Source organism: Dietzia sp. NPDC055877 (genome assembly GCF_053615975.1).
Genome location: NZ_JBSHCV010000008.1, coordinates 48,734 through 74,889, shown reverse-complemented (window position 1 = coordinate 74,889; position 26,156 = coordinate 48,734). Strand labels below are relative to the sequence as shown.

Here is a 26,156-nt window from a genome sequence, read left to right as displayed (position 1 = left end):
CTGAGCGGCCCGGGCGTGCGGGCCGGAGGGGAGCGGGGCAGATGGCGGAGCAGGATTCAGCGGCGGACCCAGGGGAGGAGTCGCGACCGGGCCGTGGGCTGGGGCCGGACCACGGCGGCGCGGGGTTGCTGGCGTTCCAGCGGGCAGCGGTCCTCGGCCAGGCGGACCGGGTCCGCGAGGCCGGGGAGGCCGGCGCGACGCGCTCGGCGGAACTGGTCGGGGCACTCGAGGAGGCCTCGGCGGCCGCGTCCGGGATGGCTGCGTCGGTGCCGGGCGGCCTGATCTGCGGGCCCGCGCTGGCGGAGTGTGCGGCACTGCTGGCGCGGAGGGCGCGAGACAGCGCGGAAGAGACCGACCGGATCGCCGGGGCGATGACCCGCGGGGCCGGGCTGCTGGCGGAAGTGGACGAGGAGGTGGCGCGCCGTGTCTCCCGCGCCGCGGGCTGAGGCGCTGGTCACGGCCATCGACCACGCCGAGGCGCGCTCCGCCGCCGTGGGGCGCGCGGTGTCGGACGCGGCCGAGGACCTGGACGCGGTCGCCGGCCGGCTGGGCGCGGGCCCCGAGCGCGGCGGGTGGTTCGGCCGCGCGGGGCGCCGCGCGCGGGCGAGTGTGGCCGATGCCGCCGCCGAGTCGCGGACGATCGCCGGCGCGTGTCTCTTCCTGTCAGATGTACTGCGCGTGGAAGGTGCCGGGTTGGCGCGGGCGGTGATGAGTTGGGACGACGACGAGCTCGCCCGTCCGGGCGCTGGCGATCACACGGCCGTGGTCGACGCTGATCATGCCCTCGTGCAGCGGCTTCGCGAGGCGGCGGACGTGCTGGCCGGTGCCACGGACCCGGATGCCCGGCCATGCCTTGACCTCTCCGGGACGACCGGCGACGACCCGCGTGCGATCGCCGCCCTGTGGCACTCGCTCGGGCCCGCCGACCGCGAGCGGCTGGCCCGCGACAACCCGGAGTTGGGGTCGTTGGCGGGGTTGTCATCGGCCGCGCGTGATGCCCTCAATCGGACTCGTTTGCGACGGCTGCTCGACGCCCTCGACCGCGGCGGGGCAGACGCCGGGCTCGCGGACGCGGGGCCGGGGCTCGCTGCGCTGTCCGAGTACCTCGACGCCGACCCTCGTCGGCATCTGCTCACCCTGCACGCCGATGGTCGGGCGGTGGTGGCGAGCGAGAATCCCGATGTCGCGGACCGGGTGGTGACGCTGGTGCCCGGCACGGGATCATCGCTCGAGACACTCGGGCGAACCGGCGAGCGCGCGGCAGCTATGTGTGAGGCGGCGGACGAGGTCCGCTCGCCGAAATCTCGGAACGCAGAGCCCGTCGATGCGGCGCCGGTCGACGCGGAGACCACGGCGTGCGTGTCGGTGGCGTGGCAGGGCTACCACGCGCCGGACACCATCGCCGAGGCGGGTCGATCCCTGGCATCCGCACGAGCGCACGACGAGGACCTGCGTACGTATGCCGCTGGTCTGGATGCGGTCGAGGCGATGGACGGCGACGACGCCCCGCACACGGCCGTGGGATACAGCTACGGATCAGCGACGCTCGGGGCGGCGGCCTCGGATCCGCGAGGGCTGGCGGCCGACCTGATGATCCACGTCGGTAGCCCTGGCGCTTCTGTTGAATCGATCGAGCAGCAGTGGGTGGACGAGGGCGGCGCATCACGGCGGGCACACGACCGGGAGGTCGCGGGCGTGGCGAGCAGGTGGGATGCAGTGCCGTGGTGGTCGATCACCGGGGTGCTGGGCGAGCGGCCCGGAAGCGGGGACTTCGGCGGGTTCGCCGTGGACGTCACCGAGCCCGGGGCCGGGCCTCGGTCGGTGGGCACCACCCATTCGACGTACTTCGATCGCGGGACGGTGTCGCTGGAGGAACTGGGCAGGCTCATCGCTGACACCGAGTAGCCGCCCCGTCCGCACACCGCCCCCCCATGCCAGCGGTGCGAAGCCCGTGGCGCGGGGATCGTGCGCCAGTCACGGAGTCAGCGGTCGGTGTGCGAGCGGAAGCCCACCTCGAGCATCTCGTCCCGGCCGGAGAGTTTGGTGCGTTCCCGGCCCGCGGTCTCGCCCAGGTCCCGCTCGCCGGCATCTATAGCCGCCCAGGCGATACCGTCGACCACCTTCACGCACCGCGAGTCCAGCAGATCGCGTACGGCCTGCGGGTCGGGCGACTCGGGGTCAGGCAACAGCCCGGCGTCGAGGTCGCTGAGGAGCTCGGTCACCGATTCCGAGGCGCAGGAACGGTTGGTGCCGATCACCCCGGAGGGGCCGCGCTTGATCCAACCGGCGGTGAACAGTCCGGGGATCGGCTGCCCGCCGGGTCCGTCGAGCACCCGCCCCGCGGCGTTGGGGATGGTGGCGGTGGCGTCGTCGAACGGGATTCCCTCGAGCGCTGCGGACCGGTAGCCGACGGCACTGTAGACCGCGTCGACGAGCAGCTCCTCGGTCTCGCCGGTCATCCGAAGGCCGGCCCCGTCCGCCTCGGTGCGTTCCAGGCGTAGACCGGTCACCCGGCCGTCGGCGCCGAGGATCTCCACCGGGGAGCGGTTGAAGCGGAATCGAACGACCTTCTGCCCGCGGGCTACCGCGGCGGCTTCGGCCTCGTCGGCGTCGGCGTGACCGGCCTCGATCTGCGCGGTGGCCCACTTCTCCAGAACGGCGTAGATCTGACCCGCCCGGCGATCGGACTCCCGATGCTCGCGGGCCACCTCGTCGTCGTCATCAAGGTCGGACGGTTCAACCACCACGGCGACCCCCTCCACCTTCTCCATCTCCCGCAGCTCGAGGGTGGTGAACTTGGCCCAGGCGGGGCCGCGTCGGCCGATCACCGACACGGTGCGTGCGGCGGTGGTGCCGAAGCCGGTGCGGACATGCTCGGGGATGTCGGTGGCCTCGAGTTGTTCCGGCGTGCGCACCAGCATCCGCGCGATGTCTAGCGCCACGTTGCCCACCCCCACGACGGCCGCGCGCTCGGCGGACAGATCCCATTCCGGATGCGCGTCGGGATGACCGTCGTACCAGGTAACGAACTCGGCGGCACCGTACGAGCCGGCCAGGTCCTCGCCGGGGATCCCCATCGTGCGATCCGCCAGTGCGCCGGTCGCGAAGATCGCGGCGTGGTGGTGGCGGCGTAGGTCCTCGACGGTGATGTCGGTGCCGAAATGCACATTGCCGAGGAAGCGGATGCGCGGATCCTGCCCGATCTTCCAGAGGTTGTTGGCGATTCCCTTGATCCTCGGGTGGTCGGGGGCGACCCCGTGGCGCAGCAGCCCGAACGGCACGGGCAGCGAGTCGAACAGGTCCACGACGATCTCGCGATCGTGCTTATCCGCCCAGGTCAGCAGGGCGTCGCAGGCGAACACCCCGGCCGGTCCGGAACCGACCACGGCGATACGGAGAGGAGAAGATGAGGGCCACGTCATAGTCCGATGCTCTCACGCATCAGGCGGTCAGGTCGGGCGTCCGGCTGGATGCGGATCCTGCGATCTGACAGGTGTCGGATAGGGAGCCGTTGGAGGCAGCGGCCCCGGCGCGGTGGCCACGGAGACCTCGCCCCGAGCGGTCCATGGTCGGAGGAGCATAATGGCCTCCTATGAGCGACTACGCCGGAGATCTCGCCCCCAGCCAGGCCTGGGAGCTGCTCGCCTCGGATCCGGACGCCACGCTCGTCGACGTCCGCACCAGTGCCGAATGGCAGTGGGTGGGCGCCGCCGACCTGTCCGAGCTGGGCAAGCGCGCGGTGGGGATCGAGTGGATGACCTCCGCCGGGCAGCCCAATGCGCGGTTCGTCGAGCAACTGGCCGAGGCCGGTTTGTCGCCCGAGGCGCCGGTGCTGTTCCTGTGCCGCAGCGGGGGCCGGTCGGCCGCCGCCGCGGCCGTGGCAACCGCCGCCGGATACACCAGCGCCTACAACGTGGCCGAGGGCTTCGAGGGCGGCCCGGACGCACAGGGGCACCGCGGGACCGTGAACGGATGGAAGGTCGCGGGCCTGGCCTGGCGCCAGTCCTGACCGACCGTCGCGGGCCCAAGAGTTACGACGACGACATCACCCACTACGACAACACTGAGAGATAGCAGCGAATGAAGAACAACGAGCTCCCCGACGGACTCCACCCCGACACCCTGGGCGTGCGGGCCGGTCAGATGCGTACCGGCTTCGAGGAGACCACGGAGCCGATGTTCCTCAACTCGGGCTACGTCTACGACTCGGCCGAGGCCGCGGAGGCGTCGTTCAACGGTACGACTGAACGGTTCGTGTATTCGCGCTACGGTAACCCGACCGTCGCCATGTTCGAGGAGCGGCTGCGCCAGATCGAGGGCGCCGAGGACTGCTTCGCGACGTCGTCGGGCATGTCCGCGGTGTTCGTGGCGCTGGCCGCGCTGTGCGGTAAGGGTTCGCGCCTGGTGGCGTCGCGGGCGCTGTTCGGCTCGTGTTTCGTGATCTGCGACGACATCCTGCCGCGCTGGGGCGTGGAGACCGTGTTCGTGGACGGTGCCGACCTCGACCAATGGCGCGAGGCCCTCAGCGAGCCGACCGACGCCGTGTTCTTCGAGACCCCCTCCAACCCGATGCAGGAGCTGGTGGACGTGCGCGCGGTGTGCGAGCTCGCGCATGCGGCCGGCGCGAAGGTCGTGGTGGACAACGTCTTTGCCACCGCCCTGCACCAGAAGCCGCTCGAGCTGGGCGCCGACGTGGTGGTCTACTCCACCACCAAGCACATCGACGGGCAGGGCCGCGTGCTCGGCGGTGCGGTGCTGGGCACCGAGGAGTTCGTGTCCGGGCCGGTCAAGCACCTCATGCGCCATGCCGGGTTCGGGATGAACGCCTTCAACGCCTGGGTACTGCTCAAGGGCCTGGAAACCATGGGGCTGCGCGTGGAGCGCATGTCGGCCAACGCGGTGGAGGTGGCGCGGTTCCTCGAGGCACATGACGCGGTGGACTTCGTGACGTACTCGATGCTCGAGTCGCACCCCCAGCACGAGCTGGCCAGGGCCCAGATGTCGGGCGGCGGGTCAGTGGTGACGTTCGGGCTGAAGTACGACGACGACGAGGACGGCGGCAAGCGGCGCTGCTTCGACCTGCTCAACGCTCTGCGCGTGATCGACATCTCCAACAATCTGGGCGATGCCAAGACGCTGGTGACGCACCCGGCCACCACGACCCATGCGTCGATGGAGCCGGAGGCCCGCGCCGCGGTGGGCATCGGCCAGAACGTGATCCGACTCTCGGTGGGCCTCGAGCACGCGGGCGATCTGATCGACGACCTGGCGCGCGGGCTGGGCTGAGCTGCTGGCCCGTCGGGCCTGCGCTGAGTCCTACGAGTCGGCGTCGCCGCGGGTGATGTCGATGGGCCAGGCCAGCGTCAGCAACGAGTCGGTCACCGGCGCGTCGGCGTTCAGACTCAACTCGAGGCACACGGTTACCGGCGCGCCGGGTGTGGTGCGGGTGGCCGCCGGCAGCACCAGCGGCACGTCCGCGGTGGGGGCGTCGACGGGAACGGCTTCGGTCGGGTCGCCGGCCAGGAGGCCGGAGACCACGCCGGGCCGACCAGGGGTGAAGGTGGGCTCGGCGCAGGCGCCGCTGGTCGAGGACACCGCGCGGATGCGGACGTGGGCGGCGGTGTCCGGATTGCCGTCGACCAGAGCGCCGGAGCCGATCTCGACGAGCGCGTCGGACTTGGAGTCGACGCTCGTGCGCAGGGTGAGCGGCTGGTAGGCCGAGCGGTTGCGCAGCGCCGCGGTGTCGACGCGAACCGGGAAGTGACCGCCGGCGGAAGAGATGGGCGCGGTCCAGGTGGTGCCGAAGTCGGTGGAGGCCTGGACGGACCAGGCGGAGGCGCGGAGTTCGGAGTCCCGCAGCTCGGCCTCGTGGTCCTGGGCGATCATCGAGGCGCCGAGCGCACAGGCGGAGGCGGCGCCGAGGGCGACCAGGGTGCTGGCCGCGTGTCGGATACGCATGGTGCCTCCGAAGCGTGCAGTGGTGCTGTTGTGCTGGTGTTGCTGGGCGCCGGTCAGGGGAGGGGATCCCCGGCCTCAGTGGCGTCCGATTCACTTAGGGTATTGCGCTCCGTGCTCATTTTGTTACATATCACCCCGGCGAGTGGGGCATCTCACGGGGCGGCGCGGCGTGTCGTGTGGATCGCTTGGCCGGGTCAGCGGATATAGACAACTGTTCCGGTCTTCTGGTTGATGGCGGCCCAACGCCAGCCGTCCTCGTCCGGGTCGTCGGATGCGAAGGTCTTCCAGGTGGTGCCGGGGTCGCCGCCGCTGAGCCAGATCTCGAGCGCGGTGGCTCCCTGCCGTGCGTCGGTGGGGATGGTGTCGCCTTCGATGACGACGACGAGGTTTTCTTCTCTCACCGTGATCGTCTCGACGTCTTCGAGTCGGGCAGTGGGCGACAGGGTGCTGGGATCGTCGGGGATCGTAACCCCAGGGGCGGTCGTAGTGGGCCGGGCCGCCGTGGTCCGGCCGGTCGAGGACCGCGTGGGTGCGGTATCCGACGGGGTGGGCTGAGACGTGGTGCCGCCCGGTCTTGAAGGGGACCGGGAAGAGGTGTTCGTGCGCGGTTTCGCGGGCGAGGATGGCGCGGAGGTGACGGTGGCGGTGTTCCGAGTGATACGGGAGGCGCTCGACCGGGTGGCGCCATTTCCGGTAGGGGTGGTCGTGCCGGTGCTCGTCTGCGGGGCAGTTGTTTCTGCGTCGTTCGGTGGTCCCGTGGGCGGCGTAGGGGTCGCGGACCCGTCCGGATCGGGAGCGTTCGCCTGCGCAGCGGCATCATGAAGGGTGCCGGTCTCGGCTTCCTGGGCCTCGGTCGCGAGCGCCTTGTCCATGACGAAGTTCATGGTGCTTCGGAGGCCGGCGGGGGCGGGGACGACTCCTCCGCCGAGCCCCTGGGAAAGTCCACACTCGGCGCGGGCGAGAATGATGTTAAGTTCCCAGATCGTCGTATCGGTGAGCAATGTCCGGGCCGTGAGTTCCAGACGGACTTCGGCACGCGAATAGCCGTTCTCGGCGCGCTGGGTGTTGTACACGGTGGCCTCGTACTTGGCGAGTCTGGTGACGCTTGCGGTTGACCGTGCGTTCCTAGCGGGGATGGGCACGATCTTGCGGTAAGGCGGCAGCAAGGACCCGGTGGTGAGTTGGATCGGTCCACCGAATGTCACGTCGGCTGTGCCCGGCTGTCCGGGCGTGCAGGAAGCTCGGGCCACTATGGGGTCGTTCGCGTCGTAGACGGCAAGGGGGCCGACGTCGAGCCCGAGAAGGCTCAGTGCTGCGATGCTCATCGAGTTGAATTGAGCCTCCGCATACGCCGGAGTGGGAGGGGACCCTATTGAGTCTGGGGAGTCGCAGATCACCTCCCCGACGCGAGCACAGGATTGTGAGGTCGCGTCGAACGAAATCACACCAAGCAGGCCAAGCGTTGCGTAGGTTTCAGGGCCCGGAGACAGGCGCCGGTGTCCTGCGATGTTGTTGACGTTGAGCTGGAGTCCTGGAATGTCGGGCTCGAGCCCCGAAGGACGGTCAAGGGTGCCGTTGGACGACACGGCCCGCGCATAATTCACGCCTGCGTGCTCACTGGCGTGCAGAGATGCATTGACGTGCATTGTGTCGTTCCAGCTGGCCTCCGTTAGTGGCACCGGCCAGCCGGTTGCGAAAGCAGTTGCCAGCGCCGTGAACCCGCCCAGCAGGGCGAGCACTGACCTTGTGGCGCCGCGTCGCCGGGTCATGATTTCTTCCTCAGAGTGCGGGGCTGAGGCGTGCGCGGCCAGAAAGCCCAGACCACGAGCAGGGCGGCCGCCACGGTGATGCCGGCCATATAGATCGGCCGGCTCACCGTTGCCACCACCGGAGCGAGGCCGGGCATAGACCACAGAACCTTTCGCACCACGGTCACCTCGTACGGGTGCGCATCGGGCGAGGCGTTGGCATCGCCCTGCATCTCGACCGAATAGGTGCCCCCGCTGGTCCGGGTGGCGGAGATGACCCGGTGCGTCACGGGAAGTTGCCCCTCACCGCGAGCGATGGTCGTGATGTCGCCCACGCGGATGTCGGATGCGGGGATCTCTCGCACGATCGCCAGTGAGCCTGCCGGGATGGCCGGGGACATGGACCCGGTCTTGAACATGATGAGGCTGATGTTGAAGGCGAACGCGGCGATGGTGGCGGCAATACAGACTACGCCGAGTACGGCGAGGATCGAGAGTAGACCGTCCTCGATTCGTGCGCGCAGGCTGGAGTTGGGAGCGCGATGCGCACCGGGCACTCGAGGAGTGGCGACAGTGTTCACGGCAGCGGCTCTCCCAGAAGTGTCCACACGAGTGGACCGGTGCTGCCGCCCCTAACCTCCGGGCCGACTTGGCCCGGGAGGGTGATGGCCACGCAAATGCCCCTCGGATCCTCGACCCCCGGCAGGGCCACGAGGTTCGCTCCCGTGCCCGCCCGCAAGGGCACACGGTCAAACCCGCTGATCGCCGTGGCCGATTGCACGCCGGACTGGTTGCAGGACGCAGGCGCGACCTGGTAGATCGTCATCTCGAGTGCATTGAAGAATGATGTGTCAGAACTCGGGCCCCTCGGTGCGTCGGGCGGCGTCTCGAGGCTGATCTGCGCACCGGCCTCACCGTCGGTGAGTTTGAGGTTGACAGGGGCAAACACGGTATCACCGGGAATCATGCCGACTGGGGCCACGGTGAAACCCAGCGTGGCGCCCGGCGAATCCGAGTACTCCCGCCACGCGGTGCCGGCGGAGTCGACGGCCGCCTGGATGTTGAACTTGGCAGCGGTGAACGTGGCAGCAACCCACACATCGTCAGTCCATGCGGCCAGGGTTGTGGCCGTTCCCAGACCGAGTAGCGCACCGCTAGCCAGCAGCGCCTTGCGCGTGCGGCGCTGCCCCCGGGGATCGGAGGGAACGCGGTGGGTCATCGAGTACTCCAGCTAGCAGGTTAAACAAGCGGCGCAGGAAATCAAACGTGGCGGTCTCTCCGCCAGCGGGGAACTCAGATTCGGTCCCCGCTGGTGGCCCGCTATATTTAGTTCTGCTCGCCGAGGAAGTCCCACGTAATGACGGTGTCGACGTCGGTCGAAGTGTTGTTGTTGATTACGTCACGCGACGCCTGCGAATCCTCTAAGGACACCGCAATGCACAATTTGACTTCGTCTGCGGCGGCAGCGCTCACGGTCGGCGCGGAGCCGGCCAGGACGGCGTCGGCCTCTGCCGTCGAGACACTGGTGCCGGTCGCCCAGCGAGTACCGTCGTTTCCGGTCCCGTCCGAGGTGCATGTGGTGGCGTCCTGATCGATCGTGTAACTCAGGTACGGGGCGAGAAGGCCCGTGTCGGTGAATGCGGACACGCTGGTCAAAGTTCCGTTGAGCGTTGTCTCACTCGTGGTCCGGATGGAGAACGGGGCGTAGATCGTTTCGCCCGGGGCCATGTTGGCGGCAAATGAGAGCACGGCGGCGCCGGCGGCGGTGCCGTAGGGTGCCCAGTTCTTGCTGTCTATAGCGGTGTCGAGGGTATCGGTGGCGCCCTGGAGGGCGAAGTTGCCGCCCGTTCCGAACGTTCCCTGAGCAAACACATCATCAGACCACGCGGCCAGGGTCACCGCGGCGCCGAGGCCCAGGACCACGCCGCCGGCGAGGATGGCCTTGCGCTTGCGCTTACGGTCCTGCTGCCGCTGTAGGTCCGCAGGCATGGGAGTGGAGGCGTCCATAGGGCGCTGCCTTTCCGAGGGGGACCGCTGAGGCGATCCCGAGGGGGGAGGGAAGTTGTACCGGCCACTGCGCAGCCGAGCTGATCGACGGTGGGCCGTGAGGGTGTGACCCACGAGAATGATGACAGAAAACTTCTATGATGGGAAATAGTTCATCAACTCGAACGTGCTGCCTGTCTGTGCTTCTCGGTGCAGGAGAGTCGCTCACGGTCGGCGCGGAGTACATATTGCGCTGTCCACCTCTCAGGTTCGACACATGTCCGCCATGCTCACCGCACGTGAGGGGAGGCCACTCCAAGATCTCCCGCGGTGTCGGACGCCGCTGGCATACTCGCCACCGTGCCCGCGCGAGCCGGCGGCAACGCCGCTCACGCATACCCCCGAAGGAGCCATCGATGCCCACCACCCCGCCCCTGAAGCTCGGTTACAAGGCCTCCGCTGAGCAGTTCGGTCCGCGCGATCTGGTGGAGTTCGCGGTTCTGGCTGAGCAGGCGGGGATGGATTCGGCGACGGTGTCGGATCATTTCCAGCCGTGGCGTCACGATGGTGGTCATGCGCCGTTTTCGTTGTCGTGGTTGACCGCGGTCGGTGAGCGCACCGAGCGGCTTCAGTTGGGCACGTCGGTGCTCACGCCGACGTTTCGCTACAACCCGGCGGTGCTGGCGCAGGCGTTCGCGACCATGGCGTGCCTGTACCCGGGCCGGGTCTTCCTCGGTGTGGGAACGGGTGAGGCGCTCAATGAGATCGCCACCGGTCACCAGGGTGAGTGGCCGGCGTTCAAGGAGCGTTTCGCACGGCTGCGTGAGTCGGTCCGGCTCATGCGTGAGTTGTGGACGGGGGAGACCACCAGCTTCGAGGGTGACTTCTACTCGACCAAGGACGCCTTCCTCTACGACGTACCGGAGGGTGGTGTGCCGGTGTACGTCGCGGCGGGTGGTCCGGTGGTGGCCAAGTACGCCGGCCGCGTGGGGGACGGGTTCATCTGCACCTCCGGCAAGGGGATGGAGCTGTACACCGACAAGTTGCTGCCGGCCGTGGAAGAGGGCGCCGCGATCAATGAGCGCGATTCGGCGGCGATTGATCGGATGATCGAGATCAAGATCTCCTACGACCCCGACCCGGCCGCGGCGTTGGAGAACTGCCGGTTCTGGGCGCCGCTGTCGCTGACCCCGGAGCAGAAGCACTCGGTGGACTCGCCGCGCGAGATGGAGCGCCTGGCCGACGAGTTGCCCATCGAGCAGGTCGCCAAGCGCTGGATCGTGGCCTCTGACCCGGACGACGCGGCCGAGCAGGTCAAGCAGTACGTCGACGCCGGTCTGAACCACCTGGTCTTCCACGCTCCCGGCCACGACCAGAAACGCTTCCTGGACCTGTTCAAGACCGATCTCGAACCGCGATTGAGGAACCTGGCATGAGCGAAGAGAACGAACTACCCGGCCCGGTGTCGGCCGACCTCGCCGGTCTCGAGGGCATCCTCGGCGGCAAGGCCTCCGTCCGCGTCCTGCGCTATCCGCACGAGACCGAGCCGGATGAGGAGGGGCACACCACCGAGTGGCACTGCGACATCGTCGTCGTCGACGACATGCCCGCCCCAGGCTTCTCCACCTACGCCACCATCGGCGCGCGCGAGCTCCCCACCAACGTCACCACGCCCGAGGGGCGACAGATCCGCAGTGAGTTCGTCACCGTCGGTCGCACCGAGCACCGCGCCATGGCCGACGTGCTCGACGCCTGCGCGCTCGCCGTGGCCACCGGCTCCATCCACGTCGCCCCCGGCGCGGTGATCCCCAATGCCGTGGGTCTCGTCGACTCCGGGCGACGCTGCGAGCACCTCGTCCTGTCCCCGCCGTTCCTGTGGCCCGACCTCGAGGTGGTGGACGAGTCCGGCGGCGCCGACGGCACCGGGCCGCTCCTCACCCGGCTACAGGCCGTGCCCATCACCACCGCCGAGATGTTCGCGATCGTGAAGGAGGGTGCCGACGCCCTGTTCGAGAAACTCGACACCGCGGACGCCGACGTCACCAACCCCGACCGGCCCAGCGTCGTCTGAAGAGGCGACGGGCATGAGCGCCGCGCTGGTGCGCGTCCTCGACACCCTCGCCGGGCGCCTCGTGGTGGAGGCCACCGCGCGGGGCATCGCGCGGATCGACCGCGTCGGGTCGGACGTGGTGGTGGGGGACGACGACGACAACGCCGGCCGACCCTCCACCGACCCGGCGGCGGACCATCTCGCCCGCCTGGCCGAGCACCTCGACGGCTACCTCGCCGGGACCCGGCGCGATATCGATGTCCCGCTGGACCTCGAGGCCGCCGGGGTTCACGACGAGTTCTCCCGCGAGGTGTACCGGGAGATCCAGCACATCCCGTACGGCGAAACCAGCACGTATGGGCAGATCAGCGTGGACGCCGGGCGCCCGCGGAATGCGCGTCGCGTCGGGCGGTTGTGCAGCCTTGTGCCCGCGCAGTTCCTCATCCCCGTGCACCGCGTCATCCGCGCCGACGGCGGGCTCGGCGCCTGCCCCGAGCACCGGTTGCAACTCCTCGAACACGAACGGCGCAACCTCCACGCGGGCCGGCCCGTCGCGTTCCCGCGGGGCTATAGCGACTAGCGGGGTGGCCAAGAGCAATGCTGTGCCTACGGGACTCCCGGCGAATCTGATGCTCTGCCGGGGTGGACCCGTTAGCGGTGTGACACCCGCCGCGGTGTGGTTACGGTGGCCCCAACGCACGGGCCCGCCCGCCGTCCACAACGCACAGGGGAGCACATGACCGTCGGATCAGTGACCACCGCGCCGCGCACGCAGAGCGCCGCCGACAGATTCCTGCAGGTCCGAGGCCTGACCGACCTGCTCGCCTCGCGGCTGAGCGCGGAAGACCAGGTGCCGCAGTCCATGACCGCGGCCAGCCCCGCCGCCTGGCACCGCGCCCACACCACCTGGTTCTTCGAGGAGTTCGTACTCGGCCGCGTGCCCGGCTACGAGTCGCCCGAACCGATCTTCCGGTTCCTGTTCAACTCGTACTACGAGGCCGTCGGCCCGCGGCAGCCCCGGCCCGAGCGTGGGCTCATCACCCGCCCGTCGGTGGCCGAGATCGGCGACTTCCGGGCGCGCATCGACGAAGCCGTCGTGGACGCCCTCGAGGCCGGTCGTATCGACGAGCGCGGGCTCGAACTGCTCGAACTGGGGTGCCACCACGAGCAGCAGCACCAGGAGCTGTTGCTCATGGACATCAAGCACCTGTTCTCCCACAACCCGGCCGATCCCGTTTATGTGGCCCGGGACGTCGACCCCGCAACCGCGACGCCGGGGGAGACGGACTGGCTCGTCGTCGTCGAGGGCGTCGCCCAGATCGGTGCCGAGGGCGACGGCACCACCCGCGTCGACACCCATCCTCACGGCGGCACCCATCCCGCCAGCGCCGCCGCTGCCGGCGGCTTCTCCTACGACAACGAACGGCCCCGTCACCGGGTGTGGATCCCCGGCGGCGAGGTCGCCACCAGGCAGGTCACCGTCGGCGAGTGGAAGCAGTTCATGGCCGACGGCGGGTACTCCCGCCCCGAACTGTGGCTCTCCGACGGCTGGGCCACCGTGCAGGCCGAGGGCTGGGACGCGCCCGGCTACTGGCGGCGCGAGGCCGAGGACGGTTTGGACCGGCCGCCCGGGGCCGCCGGCCAGGTCGACACCGAGTGGACCACCTTCACCCTCAGTGGACGGCGGCCGGTCGTCGACGCCGAGCCGGTGGTGCACGTGTCGTTCTACGAGGCCGACGCCTACGCGCGCTGGGCCGGGGCGCGGCTGCCCACCGAGTTCGAATGGGAGACCGCTACCGTCGGCTGGGAGGTGCGCGACGAGCTCGACCCGGCGCGCTGCCACCCGCGACCCGTGACCGAGCGCACGATCGGCGGCGTGTGGGAGTGGACGTCCAGCGCCTACCTGCCGTATCCGGGGTTCGTCACCGAGGAGGGCGCGGCCGGCGAGTACAACGGCAAGTTCATGTCCGACCAGCACGTCCTGCGCGGCGGGAGCGCGCTGACCCCGGCCGGCCACACGCGCCACACCTACCGCAACTTCTTCCCCGCCGCGTCGCGCTGGGCTGCGGCCGGCCTGAGGCTCGCGCGGTGACGCGGGCGCGTGAGGCCGGGAGGATGACGACGACGAAGCCCGTCGCCGACCCCGCGGACACCGCGGCCCTGGAGGCTGATCTGCTCGCGGGGTTCTTCGACGATCCGCCGACCGTGCCGCCGCGCTGGTTCTATGACGAGAAGGGCAGCGTGCTCTTCGATCGGATCACCCGGCTGGAGGAGTACTACCCCACGCGGGCGGAGGCGGAGATCCTGCGCGAGCGGGCGGCCGAGATCGTCAGCGACACCACCACCCTCGTCGAGCTGGGGGCCGGTACGTGCGAGAAGACGCGCGTGCTGCTGGACGTGCTGGCCGGCCGGGAGGGCGGCGCGACGTACGTGCCCGTGGACATCAGCACCGAGATGCTCGAGGACTCGGCGCGGTCGCTCGCCGCCGACTACCCGGGTCTGAGGGTCGAGCCGGTGGTCGGGGACTTCCTCGCGCTCGACGGGCCGTTGCCGGGGGAGCCGGGTGGGAGGCTGGTGCTGTTCCTCGGCGGGACCGTCGGCAACTTCACCGAGGCCGAGCGCGCCGAGTTCTTCGCCATGCTGCGCGGCGTCATGGATCCGGGCGATCGGTTTGCGGTGGGCTTCGACCTGGTCAAGAAGCCGGAGAGATTGGTCGACGCGTATGACGACGCCGACGGCCTCACCGCCGAGTTCAACCTCAACATGCTCGACGTGATCGCCGCGACCGTGCCCTGCGAGGGGCTCGATCCCCGCGACTTCCGCCACGAGGCCGTGTGGAACGAGCGCGAGAGTCGGATCGAGATGTGGCTGCGGGCCGTCCGCGACGTGCGGATCGAGTTCCCCGGTCTCGGGCTCGCGCGGACACTGGCGGTCGGGGAGGGCATCCGTACCGAGATCGCGCGGAAGTTCGGGGCGAACGGTCTGGTCGAGGAACTCTCCGGGCACGGTTTCGGTCGCCCGAGTGTCTGGACCGACCCCGCGGGCGACTTCGGGGTGGGCGTGGTCGTCGTCGACTAGGTGCCGGCTTCGCGCACACTCGCACTGAACTGCGGTTCTCCCCGCGGCGGCGAGGTGGTGTCGTACCCGCGGCGTAGGTTGTGGGCGTTCGGATCGCTGTGACCTCAGGCGGTTCCGGCATGTCATGCTGGGCGTCGACACCTCGTCGCCCGCACCGCTGTCGGCGCTGTGTCGCCGGCCCCGTCGTGCCACCTGCGGCGACGGCTGTCGAAGGGGGTACTCCATGACGTCACCGGACCAACCTGATCCCGGCGAGCCGGATCGCCCCGATAGCCCAGATCGCTTTGATCGAGCCGATCGCTCCGATCGCTCCGATCGACCCGATCGACCCGATCGGCTTGATGGCCTCGGCCGTACCTCCCCCGGGCACAACCTGCACACGACCTACGGCCATCCCGGGCCGGGCGAGGCGCCGGGGCTGGCGCGCGAGCTTCTCGCTGAGGCGCAGCAGGTCGAGGAGGTGATCGAGGACGTCGGGCGGGACGTCCTGGCCATCGCCCAGAGGATCAGTAGGGCCACCGACCGGCGTAGAGCGGCGCTGTACGCACCGGCGCTCCTGGCGGGCCGGGACGTGCTGGACTCGTTCCTGGAGGACCTGACGGCCATCGCCGACTGCGTCGAGGCGCTGTCCACCGCGCTCGGGCCGCCGACCGATCACGATGAGCCGGACGCCGCGGACGCCCGCATCGCGCTGAGCGCCGTCCGCTGCATCGTGAAGACGGCCGGCGACCAGGGGCGCGAGCATGCGCACATCGGCCGGCTCGCGACCGAGCGGGTCAGCGATTTCGCCGAGTTCGAGATGCTCTACCAGCAGATGATGCGAGACCTGGGGCGGCGGGACCTCGCGGCGGTCGACGCGCGGATGCCGCGGTTCGCGGAGGTGGAACGGAATCTGGTGACGGAGCGGGCCTCGGCGATGTTCGTGGACGTGCGGCGCCGGCGGGAGGAGCTGGGCGTAGTCGGGCGTGAAGACCGGGGCGACGACGACAACGACTTCATCATCTGACCTGCACTGATCGCGCTGGCGATGAGGTCGTGTCGTACGTGTGTTCTAGGTTGTGGGGCATGACACAGGGAGTGCGGGACACCAGCGGGCCGGGCGCCGTCATGGCCCCGTTGGACGACGTACTCGCGTTCCTGGAGGCCTCCATCGAGACGCTGTGTGCCGTGGACTGGGCGGGCTACGACGCCGACCAGTTGGCGGATGCGGTGACGCGGACCGAGATCGTGGCCAGGCGGCTCGAGTCGGCGGGGTCGCGGGCCACGGCCGAGTTGGCCGGGTTGCACCAGCAGAAGGGGCGCAGCCCGGGCGGAATGGCCGCGCTGCTCGCCGCGAAGCTGGGGCTCGCTCGGGGGACGGTGCACGGCCGGATCGAGGCCGGAGGTCGGCAGGCCACGCCGGCCGGACGGGCGGCCGCGCGTGGAGTGATCTCGTGCGAGCACGAACGGATCATCGCCAAGGCGGTCGCCGGGCTGCCCGGGAAGATGGGCGGCGCGGCCAAGACCAGGTTCGCCGAGGAGCTCACGCACTTCGCGCGCACCGCTGCGCCTGCTGATCTACGGGCCGAGGCCGCCCGCCGGCTCGCGGAGCTGTGCCCCGATCGCGGAAAGGACCGCGAGAAGCACCAGGAGCGTCAGCGCTCGGCGCGGCTGGGTGCGGTGCGGTCGGACGGCACCAGCATGCTGACCATGACCCTCACCCCGCGGGGCCGGGCCCTGGTGGAGCGGGCGCTGTGCGACTTCGGCGGGCCCGGCGGGGCGGTGGGCTGCGAGCCGGGCTCGGACGAACGGGCTCCCGAGCAGCGTGCCCACGACGCGCTTGTGCATCAGTGGGCCCTGGGCTCGACCGTCGACCCGGCCCGGCCCAAGGGCATCGCGACGATTGTGATCCGGCTGACGCCCGAGCAACTCGAGGATCCCCACGCGCTCGTCCGCACCGACTCCGGCACCCAGCTCAGCGTGCGCCAGGCCGTCTCGATGGCCGGCGGCATGCCGTGGTTCGTCTCCGTGCTGCGTGACGGCCGCGAGGAGCTGCATCGCATCGACGTGGACGCCCACCCCGGGCGCAGGCTGGCATCGGCCATCCAGAGGTTGGTCCTCTACGCCGCCCACGGAGGGTGCACCTTCCCGGGTTGCACGGTCCCGGCGAGGCGAAGCCAGTTCCACCACGTGCTCGAATGGTCCAAAGGTGGGCCGACGACCATCGCCAACGGTGCACTCGGATGTCATGTCCACCACGGCTTCGTCGGCGATAGTCCGTCCAGTTGGAAAACCATCGCGAACCCGGACAGGCCCGGCCGCTGTACCTGGCTGCCACCAGGCACCGATCGACTCACCGCCGCCTGATCCGCGACTCCGCGGCGCGCACACCTGGTGATTCCCCGTTCGTCGGGTGTGCTTGTGTGGTAGTCCGAACGGTACAAGGTGTGGGAGTTCGCGAGCGCTGACACAATGCCCTCGTGCCCGAATCCAGCAAGTCCGATTCCCGCCCGACCGCATCGACCGACGCCGACGCGCCCGACCAGGACGCCGCGGCACTCATGATCCCCGCCCAGTCGAGCGCGGCGCCGCTCTCGTCGTCGGCGGTGTTCGTCGCCGCTCCCGAGGGTGACACCGGTAAGTCCACCGTCGCGCTGGGGCTGCTGCGCATCCTCGCCGGCACCGTGCAGCGCGTCGGTGTCTTCCGCCCTGTCACCGTCGCGCCCCGCGCCAACGGTGAGGAGCCGACCCGGGACCGGATTCTCGAGATGCTGCTCCAGCACACCACCGTCGATCTCAACTACGAGGACGGCATCGGCGTCACCAACGCGCGCGTCCACGAGGACCGCGACGCGGCGCTCACCGAGATCGTCGACCGATATCAGGTGGTGGCCCGCGAATGTGACGTCGTGGTGATCCTCGGAACCGACTACACGGGAGTGCCCAGTCCCGCCGAGTTCGATTTCAACGCGACACTCGCGGTGAATCTCGGCGCCCCCGTCCTGCTGGTCCTCCGCGCTTCGGGTCGCGAGCCGGAGGAGATCGCCACCAACGCCCGCCTCACGCTCGATCAGCTCCGGGCCGACCATGCCCACCCGATCGGCGTGGTCGCCAATCGGTGCGATGTCGACGATCTCGAGGCGATCCAGTCCGAGCTCGACTCTCTCGACGTGCCCGCCTGGACTCTTCCGAACCTGCCCTTCCTCACGGCGCCCACGATGGGTGAGCTCATGGAGGCGGTGGGCGGCTCGCTGTACTCGGGCGATCCCGCGCTGCTGGACCGCGAGGTCATGGCGGTGATGGTCGGAGGAATGACCGGCGACCGGATTCTCGAGCGTCTCGTCGACGGCATGGTGGTGATCGTCCCGGCCGACCGCACGGATGCGGTGCTGGCGATCATGGGCGCGCACGCGGCCGAGGGCTTCCCCGCGCTGGCGGGGATGATCTGGAACGGCGGGCTCCGGCCGAACGAGGCCATGGATCGGCTGGTCCACGGCATGCGGTCGACGCTGCCCATCGTCTGCACCGAACACGGCACCTACGACACCGCGCGCCTCGCCGCGGACACCCAGGGCCGCGTCTACTCCGGTTCGGGCCGCAAGGTCGAGACGGCGCTGAGTCTGATGGAAAAGCACGTCGACACCGAGGAGTTGCTCGCCCGCCTGCGCGTCGACACCCCCGACGTGATGACGCCGCAGATGTTCGAGCACCAGCTCCTGGAGCGTGCGCGTGCCGATCGTCGTCACATCGTCCTTCCCGAGGGCGACGACGACCGCATCCTCCACGCGGCCGGTCGTCTGCTCCGTCGTGACGTGGCCGATCTGACGATCCTCGGAGATGTGGACGCCATCCGGCGCCGCGCCGACGAGTTGGGCATCAACCTGTCGGGCGCGCAGCTCCTCGACCCGCGCACGAGCGAGCACGCCGAGAAGTTCGCGGTCGAGTACGCCGAGCTGCGCAAGCACAAGGGCATGACGATGGACGTGGCCCGCGACCGCATTCTCGACATCTCCTACTTCGCCACGATGATGGTCCACACCGGGCTCGCCGACGGCATGGTCTCGGGCGCCGCCCACACCACCGCGCACACCATCCGTCCGGCGCTGGAGATCATCCGCACCCGCCCGGGCGTCAAGACCGTGTCGAGCGTGTTCCTCATGTGCCTGTCGGATCACGTGCTGGCCTTCGGCGACTGCGCGGTCGTGCCCGATCCGACGGCCGAGCAGCTCGCCGACATCGCGCTGTCGTCGGCGGAGACGGCGTCCCGGTTCGGGATCGATCCCCGGGTCGCGCTGCTCTCGTACTCCACCGGTGATTCCGGCAGCGGTGCCGACGTGGACAAGGTCCGTGACGCCACCGCCATCGTGCGCTCGCGTATCGCGGAGGCCGCGGCCGACGGTGACTCCGCGGCCGACGGCGAACCAGCCACCGACTCGGACCCCGGCTCCGAACCCGCCACCGACCCGGACGCCAGCTCCGACCCCGCCACCGACCCGGACGCCAGCTCCGACCCCGCCGCTGCCGCGATCGCCGCGGCGGGCGACTCGTCCGCCTCCGCGGCCGACCTCCTCGTGGACGGTCCATTGCAGTTCGACGCGGCCATCGACCCGACCGTCGCCAAGAAGAAGATGCCGGACTCCCCGGTCGCGGGCCGCGCCACGGTTCTGGTTTTTCCGGACCTCAACACCGGTAACAACACCTACAAGGCCGTACAGCGTACGGCGGGCGCGGTGGCGATCGGCCCGGTCCTGCAGGGCCTGCGCAAGCCGATCAACGACCTGTCCCGCGGCGCGCTGGTCGAGGACATCGTCAACACGGTCGCCATCACGGCAGTCCAGGCCCAGGGCGTCGCCGAGAACCCCGCCCCCTCCGGTGACACCTCCTCCGGCCCCGCCGACAAGAACGGAAGCCGCTCATGACCCGCGTGCTCGTCATCAACTCCGGATCGTCCTCGCTCAAGCTGCAGATCCTCGACACCGCCGGGGAAGAGGAACTCGCATGGGCCCTGGTCGAGCGGATCGGTGAGCCGACCGGCTCGCTCACGGTTCGCCGCACCGCGATGACCGGGGAGTCGGCCGACGAGCGCACCGCCGACGAGGCATTTCCGGACCACACCGCCGCCCTCGGCCGCGTCCTCGAGCTCGCCGGGGAGTTGCACGTCCACCCCACGGACCTGGGCGTCGAGGCGATCGGCCACCGCGTGGTCCACGGCGGGCCGGAGTTCCACCAGCCGGTCCTCGTGACCCCCGAGGTCGAGGCGGACATCGAGAAGCTCGAGCTCCTCGCCCCGCTTCACAATCCGGCCAACCTGCGTGGCATCCGCGTCGCCCGAGAGCTGCTCCCGGGCCTGCCGCACGTGGCGGTGTTCGACACCGGCTTCTTCCACACCCTGCCGGCCGCCGCCCACACGTACGCGATCGATCGCGAGACCTCCCGCCGCTGGGACCTGCGCCGCTACGGCTTCCACGGCACCAGCCACGAGTTCGTCTCCCGTCGGACGGCCGCCGTCCTCGACCGTCCCTACGACGAGCTCAACCAGATCGTCCTCCACCTCGGTAACGGCGCCTCGGCGTCGGCGATCGCTGCGGGCCGCGCCGTCGACACCTCCATGGGCCTGACGCCGCTGGAGGGCCTGGTCATGGGCACCCGCCCCGGCGACCTGGACCCGGGCCTGATCATCCACCTGATCCGGGACCGCGGGATGTCGCCGGGCGATGTCTCGACCCTGCTCAACCGCCAGTCCGGGTTGGAGGGCCTGTCGGGCGCGCGTGATTTCCGCGAGTTGCTCTCCCGTGTCGACGACAACGACGACGACGCCGTCCTCGCCTACGACGTGGTGATCCATCGCCTGCGCCGCTATATCGGCGGCTACTGGGCGGTGCTCGGTCAGGTCGACGCGATCACGTTCACGGCCGGCGTCGGCGAGAACGTCGCCCGGCTCCGCGCGGACGCGCTGTCCACGATGGGGGACTGGGGGGTGCAGATCGACGCGGAGGCCAACGAGAACGGTTCCGGCGAACGCCTCATCTCGGCTCCGGACAGCCGCGTGAAGGTGCTCGTCGTTCCCACTGACGAGGAGCTGGCGATCGCCCGCGCCTGCGACGACGTCCTCGGCCTCGGCCCCGACGCCTGACACCCTGGCCTGACCCGCCGACCTGGCCCCGGCCAGGTCGGCCCGTCGAACGTCGACACGTCCGAGGGCTCTAGAACAGGGTGCGCGGCCGGATGCTGTTGGCCTGATCCACCAGCCGGAACCGCTGCTGGCGGGTCTCGGTGGACCTGGCGAGCGTGCGCAGCACGGTCTCGGCGCCGCTGCGCAGCCCGAAGTCGGTGAACGGCACCCCCCGCATGAGCGGCGACGGCGACGGCTCGTTACCCGGCAGTTTGGTCCAGTCCAAGGCCGTGGTGAGCACGGTGAGCCGGATCTGGAAGGCGCGGTGCTCGCCGGCGGGCAGCGAGTTGACCCGCCGGGCGGCTTCGCGGAGGTGCGATTCCTCGGTCTCCTCCAGCGGCCGTCCCTGGCACAGCAACAGGATCGAGGTCAGGCTGGCCAGTGAGGAATAGCGGGAGCTGGGCGAGACCCGGTCGAGTTCGGCGATGGCGGCCGCGACCTCGCCGCGTCGCTGCAATTGCCGGGCCAGGCCGAATGCGGAGCTGATCACCGAGCGATCCACCGACCACACGGTTCGGTAGAAGTGCTCGCTGGAGCGGGCCCAGCGGTTGCGGTCGCTCTCGGGGCACACGTCGAGGATCAGCTCGGCGGTCGCGGCCAGTGCGAGCTTGGGGCCGTTCTCGCCCGGCATGGCGGTCAGCACCTGTTGGAACTTCGGGTAGGCCCCCACCGGGTTGCCCTTGAGGAGGTCGATCACCCCGACGTACCAGATCAGCCGCCATTCCGATGCCAGTCGGTCCGAGTTCGACTCCAGCAACGCCTCGGCGGCCGCGAGGTCCCCGCTGTCGAGGTAGGCGCGGGTGAGGGACATGATGACGCCCACGCTCTCCCGCGCCTCCGAATCTTCGGCGGAGTACAGCTCGAGCAGTGTGTCGATCCGCTGCTCGACGGAGGTGTACGAGGTGGCGGCGAGGATCCGGCTCGCGGGGTCGGTGGATTCCATGAGCGGCACGGGCAGGGCATCGACGAGCTCGGCCCCGGTGAGGGTCGTGTCGCGGGCGTGGCCGTCGACGAGGAAGTCGGTCGGCTCGACGGTGAACAAAGTGCCGAACGTCGATCGCTGGGGCGAGAACACCTGCGAGAACGCAGGGTGCGGAACCCCGGTACGTAGCGCCAACACCTCGCGCAGCACGCCCATGAGCTGCCCGGCCATGCCGGTCGCGCTGCGGAACCGCATGGTGGGGTCGTCGTTGGTGGAGCGCAGCAGGAACCGGTACAGGGAGTCGTACCGGCTGAAGACGGGCTCTTCGACGGGGGAGGGGATGCCGTGCGCGTACCGGCCGTCCACCACGGGCAGTCTCACGATCAGCGACGCCAGGGTGCGGCCGACGGTGTAGAGGTCGGAGGCGATCGTGGGGCCGGTCTCGGGGATCTCGGGCGCCTGGAAGCCGGGGGTGCCGTAGATGTGACCATAGTCGCCGACACCGGAGACGGCACCCATGTCGATCAGCTTCACGTGATCCTCGGTGAGCATGATGTTCTCGGGCTTGAGGTCGTTGTAGACCAGCCCCACCGAGTGCAGGTACGACAGGGCCTGGAGGACCTCGAGCACGTACGCGATGGCCTTCTCGACCGGCAGCACCCGCCCGGGCGCGGACCGCCGAACGTCCCGCAGGCTGGGGCCGCCGACGTACTCCATGACGATGTAGCCGCCGTGGGAGGGTGAGGTGGCCCAGTCGTCGTGGATGAAGTTGTAGATTCGCACGATCGACGGGTGGGACAGCTCGGCGAGGATCTCCCGCTCGGCGACGGCCACCTCCTGCGCCTCGGCCTGATCGGCGTGGAGCAGGCCCTTGAGGACGACCCACCGGTCGGAGACGTTGTGGTCGACCGCGAGGTAGATCCAGCCCATCCCGCCGTGCGCGAGCGCGCCGCGGACTTCGTACTGGTCGGCCACCAGGTCGCCGTAGCGCAGCTCGGGGCGGGGGAGACGACCGTTCGAGGCAGCACACTCGGCTTCGATCTCGTCGGGCGTGAGCATGGCCGAGGTGGGGTCCACCGGGATGATGTACGGCAGGTCGACCAGACCCTCGGCGGCCAGACTGGGCTTGTCCTCCGGCTTGTCGGGGTGGCGCAGCCGGAAGGGGCCGGTGCTCGACCGCTCGCCGGGGCTGGTGTCGGTCGTGCGGCTCGACGACGCCGGGCCGGGCACGGCTTCGGTGAGGGGCTCGGGGTCGTCGTCCTCGTGCCGGCGGCCGGGGTCGGTGTCCCCGAGGAAGCCGGTCATGGAGACCGCGCCCGTGACGTCCACGGTGCCGGTCGAGGGCATCGCGCCGGTGTGTTCCATCCCGCCGGTGGACGGCATCCACCCGGTCGCCTCCATCGCGCCGGTGTGTTCCATCCCCCCGGTGGACGAGATCCCACCGGTCGACGCCATTCCGCCCGACGCCCCGGCGCCCCCGGTCGCCGCTGTGCCCCCCGTGGCCTCGACGGAGCCGGTCACGGTGACGGCCTCCGTGTGCATCGTGGCCTGTGTGCCGACGCTGGGCTCGTCGCCCTCAGGCCCCTCATCCCACTTGCGGTAGCTCATTGCTGCGGCTCCGGGAGGTAGGTCGGCGCCGGCATGCCGGGGCTCGAGCCCAGGCCGGAGAGCCACGTCGAGTACATGCGGTTCCACGTGCCGTCGGCGCGGATCCGCGCGAGGGTCGAGTTGACCTGCCGGACCAGCCCGTCGGTGTTGTGGCTCGGCGTCGACTTGGCGATCCCCACCCCGTACGGCTCGGCCGCGAGCTGCGGGCCCACGATCTCCAGGTACGGGTCCTGGGCGGTGATGCCCACGAGGATCGCGTCGTCGGTGGTGATGGCGTCGACCTGGTTCTGTTGGATCGCCACCAGGCAGTCCGCCCACGTGTTGACCGACAGCACCGTGATCCGGTCCAGCTCCGCCCACAGCCGCGCGGCGGACGTGGTCCCGGAGGCCACGCAGACGCGCTTGCCCTCGAGATCCTCGAGGTCCTCGATCCCGGACCCGCGCACCGCCAACACCCGCTGATAGGCCTGGTAGTACGGGGCGGAGAAGGCCACCTGCTCTCGCCGCTCACACGTGATGGACATCGACCGGATGACCAGATCCACCTGGTTGTCCTCGAGCGCCTCGATGCGGTTCGCCGACGTCAGCGACCGGAACTCCACCTGGTCGGGATTGCCGAAGATGTCGTCGGCGATCTCTCGCGCCAGGTCCACGTCGAAGCCGGTCAGCTCGCCGGTGGCGGGGTCGCGGAAGGAGAACAGATTGGATCCCTGGTCCAGGCCCACGATGAGCCGCCCGCGCTCGATGATCTTGGGGACGCGTTCCTCCGGGTCGGCGTCGTCGGGCCGCAGGCTGGCGAGGGGATTACAGGAGTCGTCCTCCGCCGGCAGCTCACCCGGGATTCCGGTGCTGATCACGGCCCCCGCGGGTAGCGGCATCACCGCGTCGACGTCGGGGATCCCCGCGTCGGCCGAGTCGATCGACGTCGAGTCCGCGGGGGCGTCGGGGAGGCCGCCCTCGTCGTCGTCGACACCACAGGCGCTCGTCACCGCCAGCGCAGCCACCAGCGCACTCCCGACCAGCCCCCGCACGGCGCGGCCCACCACGACGCGGCCCCGCGCCGCGCCGCCCAACACATCGCCAACCCGCACCGCGCCGCCCCGCATCGCGCCGCCCAACACATCGCCAACCCGCACCACACCCCGCCGATTCACAGGTACTCCCTGATCCGCGGCGCGACCCCCACCACGACCGCGAACGCGGCGAGCGTGGACAGCGCCATGATGAGATCCGGCCCGGCCGACGACGTGCGGCGCGCCTTGTCGATCCGGGTGCGCAGCGTCTCCCGCGCCTCCTCGATGGCCTCTTGCATCGACTGGTCGAACTCGTCGAACGCCGCGCCCGAGTCGCCGGCCTCCTGCCCGGACGAGATGCTGATCGCGCCCTGGTAGTCGCCCTGCTGGTACAGCGAGTCGGCCCGGTTCTGGGCGGCCACCCACTGGTCGAGGAATTCGATCGCCGCGGTGACCGCACCGTTCTCGTCGAGGCTGATGTCGGCGCCGCCGCCGGGCTCGTCGTCGCCCAGGTAGACCGTGAGCGTGTCCCGCACCCCGCCCAGCGTGGCGGCGCGTTCGGCGGCCGAGCCCTCCGGATCGGTGCGCCGGACCAGGTTGAGCGTCTCCTGCGCGCGCACCTTCTGCGCGTTGATCCGCTGCCGGGTCAGCTCGTTCATCGGCGCCGCCCCCTCGGACAGCCCGCGCGCGTTGTCGTTCGCGGCGAGGAACCCGGCGATCATCGTCAGCAGCATCGTCGCCACCATGAGCAGCGACGCGAGCGCCAGCGCCGGATTGATCCGCCGCCCGGTGAGCCGCCACAGCCATTGCTGAAGCACCACCAGCACGGTGATCGCCAGCCCCAGCAGGAAGAACGACCCCCACGGCGGCGATGACCACTCCCGGTCCGACTCTCCCACGGATGTGGACTGCCGGTCGTACAGGTCGGCGGCGGCGGGCAGGATCGTGTCCTGCATCAGCGATGACGCCGACGCCAGGTACGCCGAGCCGACCGGATTGGCGACTCGGTTGTTGGTGCGCGCGGTCTCCACGAGCCCGGTGTAGGTGGCCAGCTGCGCGTTGATGTTGGCGAGCTGGTCGATGGATTCGGAGTCGGTGCGGTCGAGGCCCTGGGAGGCGGCGATGATCGCGGCCGACGAGGAGGCGATGGCCTGCAGGTAGCGGTCGCGCAGCTCGGCCGGCTCGATCCCGCCGGTGATGAACGCCGTGTTGGCCGCGGAGTCGGCGATGGTCAGCGAGCTGTACAGGGTCTGGGAGGCGTTGGCGACCGGCTCGACCTCCGCGAGCAGCGTCTCGTGGTGGCTCTGCCGCTGCGTGATGGTGCCGGACGCGACGATCCCGCCGGCCAGCACCGCGATGATCGCCAGCACCGCGAACACCGACATCCGCCCGGGCGTGGTGAGCACGTCCGACCACATCCGGGCCGCGCGCCGGCGCACGTGGCGGCGGGGTTGGACGAGCGTGGAGGACTCCGCTTCCGCGCCGGAACCGGTGCCGGCGGGGTACTTGGCTCGGGGCAGGGTGGGGGCGCTCATCGCGTGGTTCACCTCCCCGGTCCCGGCCCGCCGGGACGCGGATCCGACGGGAGTGTGTCCCAGGTTAGTGAAGTGGCGGCGCCGCGTCGGGCAGACTGGTCGGCGAG

Annotated in this window: 22 protein-coding genes; 13 read left to right on the top strand and 9 right to left on the bottom strand. The window is 70.0% G+C overall.

Annotated elements, in window-relative coordinates; genetic code table 11:
- Positions 1–41: 41 nt before the first annotated feature.
- Both ACWGLC_RS10680 and ACWGLC_RS10675 read left to right on the top strand, forming a co-directional pair.
- Complete coding sequence (locus ACWGLC_RS10680; protein ID WP_452099892.1) at positions 42–446, top strand: hypothetical protein; 405 nt, start codon at positions 42–44, stop codon at positions 444–446.
- On the top strand, positions 424–1,905 hold the full coding sequence (locus tag ACWGLC_RS10675; protein WP_452099891.1) for an alpha/beta hydrolase: 1,482 nt from the start codon (positions 424–426) through the stop codon (positions 1,903–1,905). The genes ACWGLC_RS10680 and ACWGLC_RS10675 overlap by 23 nt, the downstream gene beginning before the upstream one ends.
- Positions 1,906–1,982: 77 nt before the next feature.
- On the opposite strand, the gene ACWGLC_RS10670 is transcribed toward ACWGLC_RS10675, so the two are convergent.
- Entirely contained in the window at positions 1,983–3,422 is a 1,440-nt protein-coding gene (locus ACWGLC_RS10670; RefSeq protein ID WP_452099890.1) for an FAD-dependent oxidoreductase, read from the bottom strand.
- Positions 3,423–3,592: 170 nt separating this feature from the next.
- Between ACWGLC_RS10670 and ACWGLC_RS10665 the strand changes: the two genes are divergently transcribed.
- Together ACWGLC_RS10665 and ACWGLC_RS10660 are read left to right on the top strand one after the other, a co-directional pair.
- Positions 3,593–4,009, top strand: a complete 417-nt coding sequence (locus tag ACWGLC_RS10665) for a rhodanese-like domain-containing protein (RefSeq protein WP_452099889.1) — start codon at positions 3,593–3,595, stop codon at positions 4,007–4,009.
- Between the two features lie 71 nt (positions 4,010–4,080).
- A complete protein-coding gene (locus tag ACWGLC_RS10660; protein ID WP_452099888.1) occupies positions 4,081–5,286 on the top strand; it encodes an O-succinylhomoserine sulfhydrylase in 1,206 nt (401 codons plus the stop codon).
- A 30-nt stretch (positions 5,287–5,316) separates the two neighbouring features.
- Here ACWGLC_RS10660 and ACWGLC_RS10655 read toward each other — a convergent pair whose 3' ends face one another.
- From ACWGLC_RS10655 to ACWGLC_RS10635, 5 genes are all read right to left on the bottom strand, one after another.
- Positions 5,317–5,958, bottom strand: a complete 642-nt coding sequence (locus ACWGLC_RS10655) for a hypothetical protein (RefSeq protein WP_452099887.1) — start codon at positions 5,956–5,958, stop codon at positions 5,317–5,319.
- A 194-nt stretch (positions 5,959–6,152) separates the two neighbouring features.
- On the bottom strand, positions 6,153–7,727 hold the full coding sequence (locus tag ACWGLC_RS10650; protein ID WP_452099886.1) for a hypothetical protein: 1,575 nt from the start codon (positions 7,725–7,727) through the stop codon (positions 6,153–6,155).
- Positions 7,724–8,287: a signal peptidase I gene (locus ACWGLC_RS10645; protein WP_452099885.1), complete on the bottom strand. Its 564-nt coding sequence runs from the start codon at positions 8,285–8,287 to the stop codon at positions 7,724–7,726. The genes ACWGLC_RS10650 and ACWGLC_RS10645 overlap by 4 nt, the downstream gene beginning before the upstream one ends.
- A complete protein-coding gene (locus ACWGLC_RS10640) occupies positions 8,284–8,925 on the bottom strand; it encodes a SipW-dependent-type signal peptide-containing protein (protein WP_452099884.1) in 642 nt (213 codons plus the stop codon). Before ACWGLC_RS10640 ends, ACWGLC_RS10645 begins: the two co-directional genes overlap by 4 nt.
- Positions 8,926–9,032: 107 nt before the next feature.
- On the bottom strand, positions 9,033–9,713 hold the full coding sequence (locus ACWGLC_RS10635; RefSeq protein WP_452099883.1) for a SipW-dependent-type signal peptide-containing protein: 681 nt from the start codon (positions 9,711–9,713) through the stop codon (positions 9,033–9,035).
- A 395-nt stretch (positions 9,714–10,108) separates the two neighbouring features.
- Between ACWGLC_RS10635 and fgd the strand changes: the two genes are divergently transcribed.
- From fgd to ACWGLC_RS10590, 9 genes are all read left to right on the top strand, one after another.
- Complete coding sequence (gene fgd, locus ACWGLC_RS10630; protein ID WP_452099882.1) at positions 10,109–11,128, top strand: glucose-6-phosphate dehydrogenase (coenzyme-F420); 1,020 nt, start codon at positions 10,109–10,111, stop codon at positions 11,126–11,128.
- Complete coding sequence (locus ACWGLC_RS10625) at positions 11,125–11,763, top strand: suppressor of fused domain protein (RefSeq protein ID WP_452099881.1); 639 nt, start codon at positions 11,125–11,127, stop codon at positions 11,761–11,763. Before fgd ends, ACWGLC_RS10625 begins: the two co-directional genes overlap by 4 nt.
- Before the next feature lie 13 nt (positions 11,764–11,776).
- On the top strand, positions 11,777–12,322 hold the full coding sequence (locus ACWGLC_RS10620; RefSeq protein ID WP_452099880.1) for a methylated-DNA--[protein]-cysteine S-methyltransferase: 546 nt from the start codon (positions 11,777–11,779) through the stop codon (positions 12,320–12,322).
- A 156-nt stretch (positions 12,323–12,478) separates the two neighbouring features.
- Positions 12,479–13,834 carry an ergothioneine biosynthesis protein EgtB gene (gene egtB / locus ACWGLC_RS10615; protein ID WP_452099879.1) on the top strand — a complete coding sequence of 452 codons (1,356 nt, stop codon included), beginning with the start codon at positions 12,479–12,481 and terminating at the stop codon, positions 13,832–13,834.
- 23 nt (positions 13,835–13,857) lie between these two features.
- The gene (gene egtD, locus ACWGLC_RS10610; protein ID WP_452099878.1) at positions 13,858–14,820 is read left to right on the top strand and encodes an L-histidine N(alpha)-methyltransferase; all 963 of its coding nucleotides are present in this window, start codon (positions 13,858–13,860) and stop codon (positions 14,818–14,820) included.
- A 223-nt stretch (positions 14,821–15,043) separates the two neighbouring features.
- The gene (locus ACWGLC_RS10605; protein WP_452099877.1) at positions 15,044–15,826 is read left to right on the top strand and encodes a hypothetical protein; all 783 of its coding nucleotides are present in this window, start codon (positions 15,044–15,046) and stop codon (positions 15,824–15,826) included.
- A 59-nt stretch (positions 15,827–15,885) separates the two neighbouring features.
- A complete protein-coding gene (locus ACWGLC_RS10600; RefSeq protein ID WP_452099876.1) occupies positions 15,886–17,166 on the top strand; it encodes a DUF222 domain-containing protein in 1,281 nt (426 codons plus the stop codon).
- A 194-nt stretch (positions 17,167–17,360) separates the two neighbouring features.
- A complete protein-coding gene (gene pta, locus ACWGLC_RS10595) occupies positions 17,361–19,718 on the top strand; it encodes a phosphate acetyltransferase (RefSeq protein ID WP_452099936.1) in 2,358 nt (785 codons plus the stop codon).
- Positions 19,715–20,932: an acetate/propionate family kinase gene (locus ACWGLC_RS10590; protein ID WP_452099875.1), complete on the top strand. Its 1,218-nt coding sequence runs from the start codon at positions 19,715–19,717 to the stop codon at positions 20,930–20,932. The genes pta and ACWGLC_RS10590 overlap by 4 nt, the downstream gene beginning before the upstream one ends.
- Positions 20,933–21,002: 70 nt before the next feature.
- Here the strand turns inward: ACWGLC_RS10590 and ACWGLC_RS10585 are convergent, their stop codons facing one another.
- Genes ACWGLC_RS10585 through ACWGLC_RS10575 form a run of 3 tightly spaced genes read right to left on the bottom strand, consistent with a single transcriptional unit; the run spans position 21,003 to position 26,049 of the window.
- Complete coding sequence (locus tag ACWGLC_RS10585) at positions 21,003–23,501, bottom strand: tetratricopeptide repeat protein (RefSeq protein WP_452099874.1); 2,499 nt, start codon at positions 23,499–23,501, stop codon at positions 21,003–21,005.
- The gene (locus ACWGLC_RS10580) at positions 23,498–24,655 is read right to left on the bottom strand and encodes a glutamate ABC transporter substrate-binding protein (RefSeq protein ID WP_452099873.1); all 1,158 of its coding nucleotides are present in this window, start codon (positions 24,653–24,655) and stop codon (positions 23,498–23,500) included. The genes ACWGLC_RS10585 and ACWGLC_RS10580 overlap by 4 nt, the downstream gene beginning before the upstream one ends.
- Positions 24,652–26,049, bottom strand: coding sequence for a hypothetical protein (locus ACWGLC_RS10575; protein ID WP_452099872.1), 1,398 nt, complete (start codon positions 26,047–26,049; stop codon positions 24,652–24,654). The genes ACWGLC_RS10580 and ACWGLC_RS10575 overlap by 4 nt, the downstream gene beginning before the upstream one ends.
- Between the last annotated feature and the right edge of the window lie 107 nt (positions 26,050–26,156).

Bases quoted from the DNA above. Each gene is read 5' to 3' on its own strand.
- ACWGLC_RS10680 (WP_452099892.1), top strand. From the start codon at position 42: ATGGCGGAGCAGGATTCAGCGGCGGACCCAGGGGAGGAGTCGCGACCG.
- ACWGLC_RS10670 (WP_452099890.1), bottom strand. From the start codon at position 3,422: ATGACGTGGCCCTCATCTTCTCCTCTCCGTATCGCCGTGGTCGGTTCC.
- ACWGLC_RS10665 (WP_452099889.1), top strand. From the start codon at position 3,593: ATGAGCGACTACGCCGGAGATCTCGCCCCCAGCCAGGCCTGGGAGCTG.
- ACWGLC_RS10660 (WP_452099888.1), top strand. From the start codon at position 4,081: ATGAAGAACAACGAGCTCCCCGACGGACTCCACCCCGACACCCTGGGC.
- ACWGLC_RS10655 (WP_452099887.1), bottom strand. From the start codon at position 5,958: ATGCGTATCCGACACGCGGCCAGCACCCTGGTCGCCCTCGGCGCCGCC.
- ACWGLC_RS10650 (WP_452099886.1), bottom strand. From the start codon at position 7,727: ATGACCCGGCGACGCGGCGCCACAAGGTCAGTGCTCGCCCTGCTGGGC.
- ACWGLC_RS10640 (WP_452099884.1), bottom strand. From the start codon at position 8,925: ATGACCCACCGCGTTCCCTCCGATCCCCGGGGGCAGCGCCGCACGCGC.
- ACWGLC_RS10635 (WP_452099883.1), bottom strand. From the start codon at position 9,713: ATGGACGCCTCCACTCCCATGCCTGCGGACCTACAGCGGCAGCAGGAC.
- fgd (WP_452099882.1), top strand. From the start codon at position 10,109: ATGCCCACCACCCCGCCCCTGAAGCTCGGTTACAAGGCCTCCGCTGAG.
- ACWGLC_RS10625 (WP_452099881.1), top strand. From the start codon at position 11,125: ATGAGCGAAGAGAACGAACTACCCGGCCCGGTGTCGGCCGACCTCGCC.
- ACWGLC_RS10620 (WP_452099880.1), top strand. From the start codon at position 11,777: ATGAGCGCCGCGCTGGTGCGCGTCCTCGACACCCTCGCCGGGCGCCTC.
- egtB (WP_452099879.1), top strand. From the start codon at position 12,479: ATGACCGTCGGATCAGTGACCACCGCGCCGCGCACGCAGAGCGCCGCC.
- egtD (WP_452099878.1), top strand. From the start codon at position 13,858: ATGACGACGACGAAGCCCGTCGCCGACCCCGCGGACACCGCGGCCCTG.
- ACWGLC_RS10605 (WP_452099877.1), top strand. From the start codon at position 15,044: ATGACGTCACCGGACCAACCTGATCCCGGCGAGCCGGATCGCCCCGAT.
- ACWGLC_RS10600 (WP_452099876.1), top strand. From the start codon at position 15,886: ATGACACAGGGAGTGCGGGACACCAGCGGGCCGGGCGCCGTCATGGCC.
- pta (WP_452099936.1), top strand. From the start codon at position 17,361: ATGATCCCCGCCCAGTCGAGCGCGGCGCCGCTCTCGTCGTCGGCGGTG.
- ACWGLC_RS10590 (WP_452099875.1), top strand. From the start codon at position 19,715: ATGACCCGCGTGCTCGTCATCAACTCCGGATCGTCCTCGCTCAAGCTG.
- ACWGLC_RS10585 (WP_452099874.1), bottom strand. From the start codon at position 23,501: ATGAGCTACCGCAAGTGGGATGAGGGGCCTGAGGGCGACGAGCCCAGC.
- ACWGLC_RS10575 (WP_452099872.1), bottom strand. From the start codon at position 26,049: ATGAGCGCCCCCACCCTGCCCCGAGCCAAGTACCCCGCCGGCACCGGT.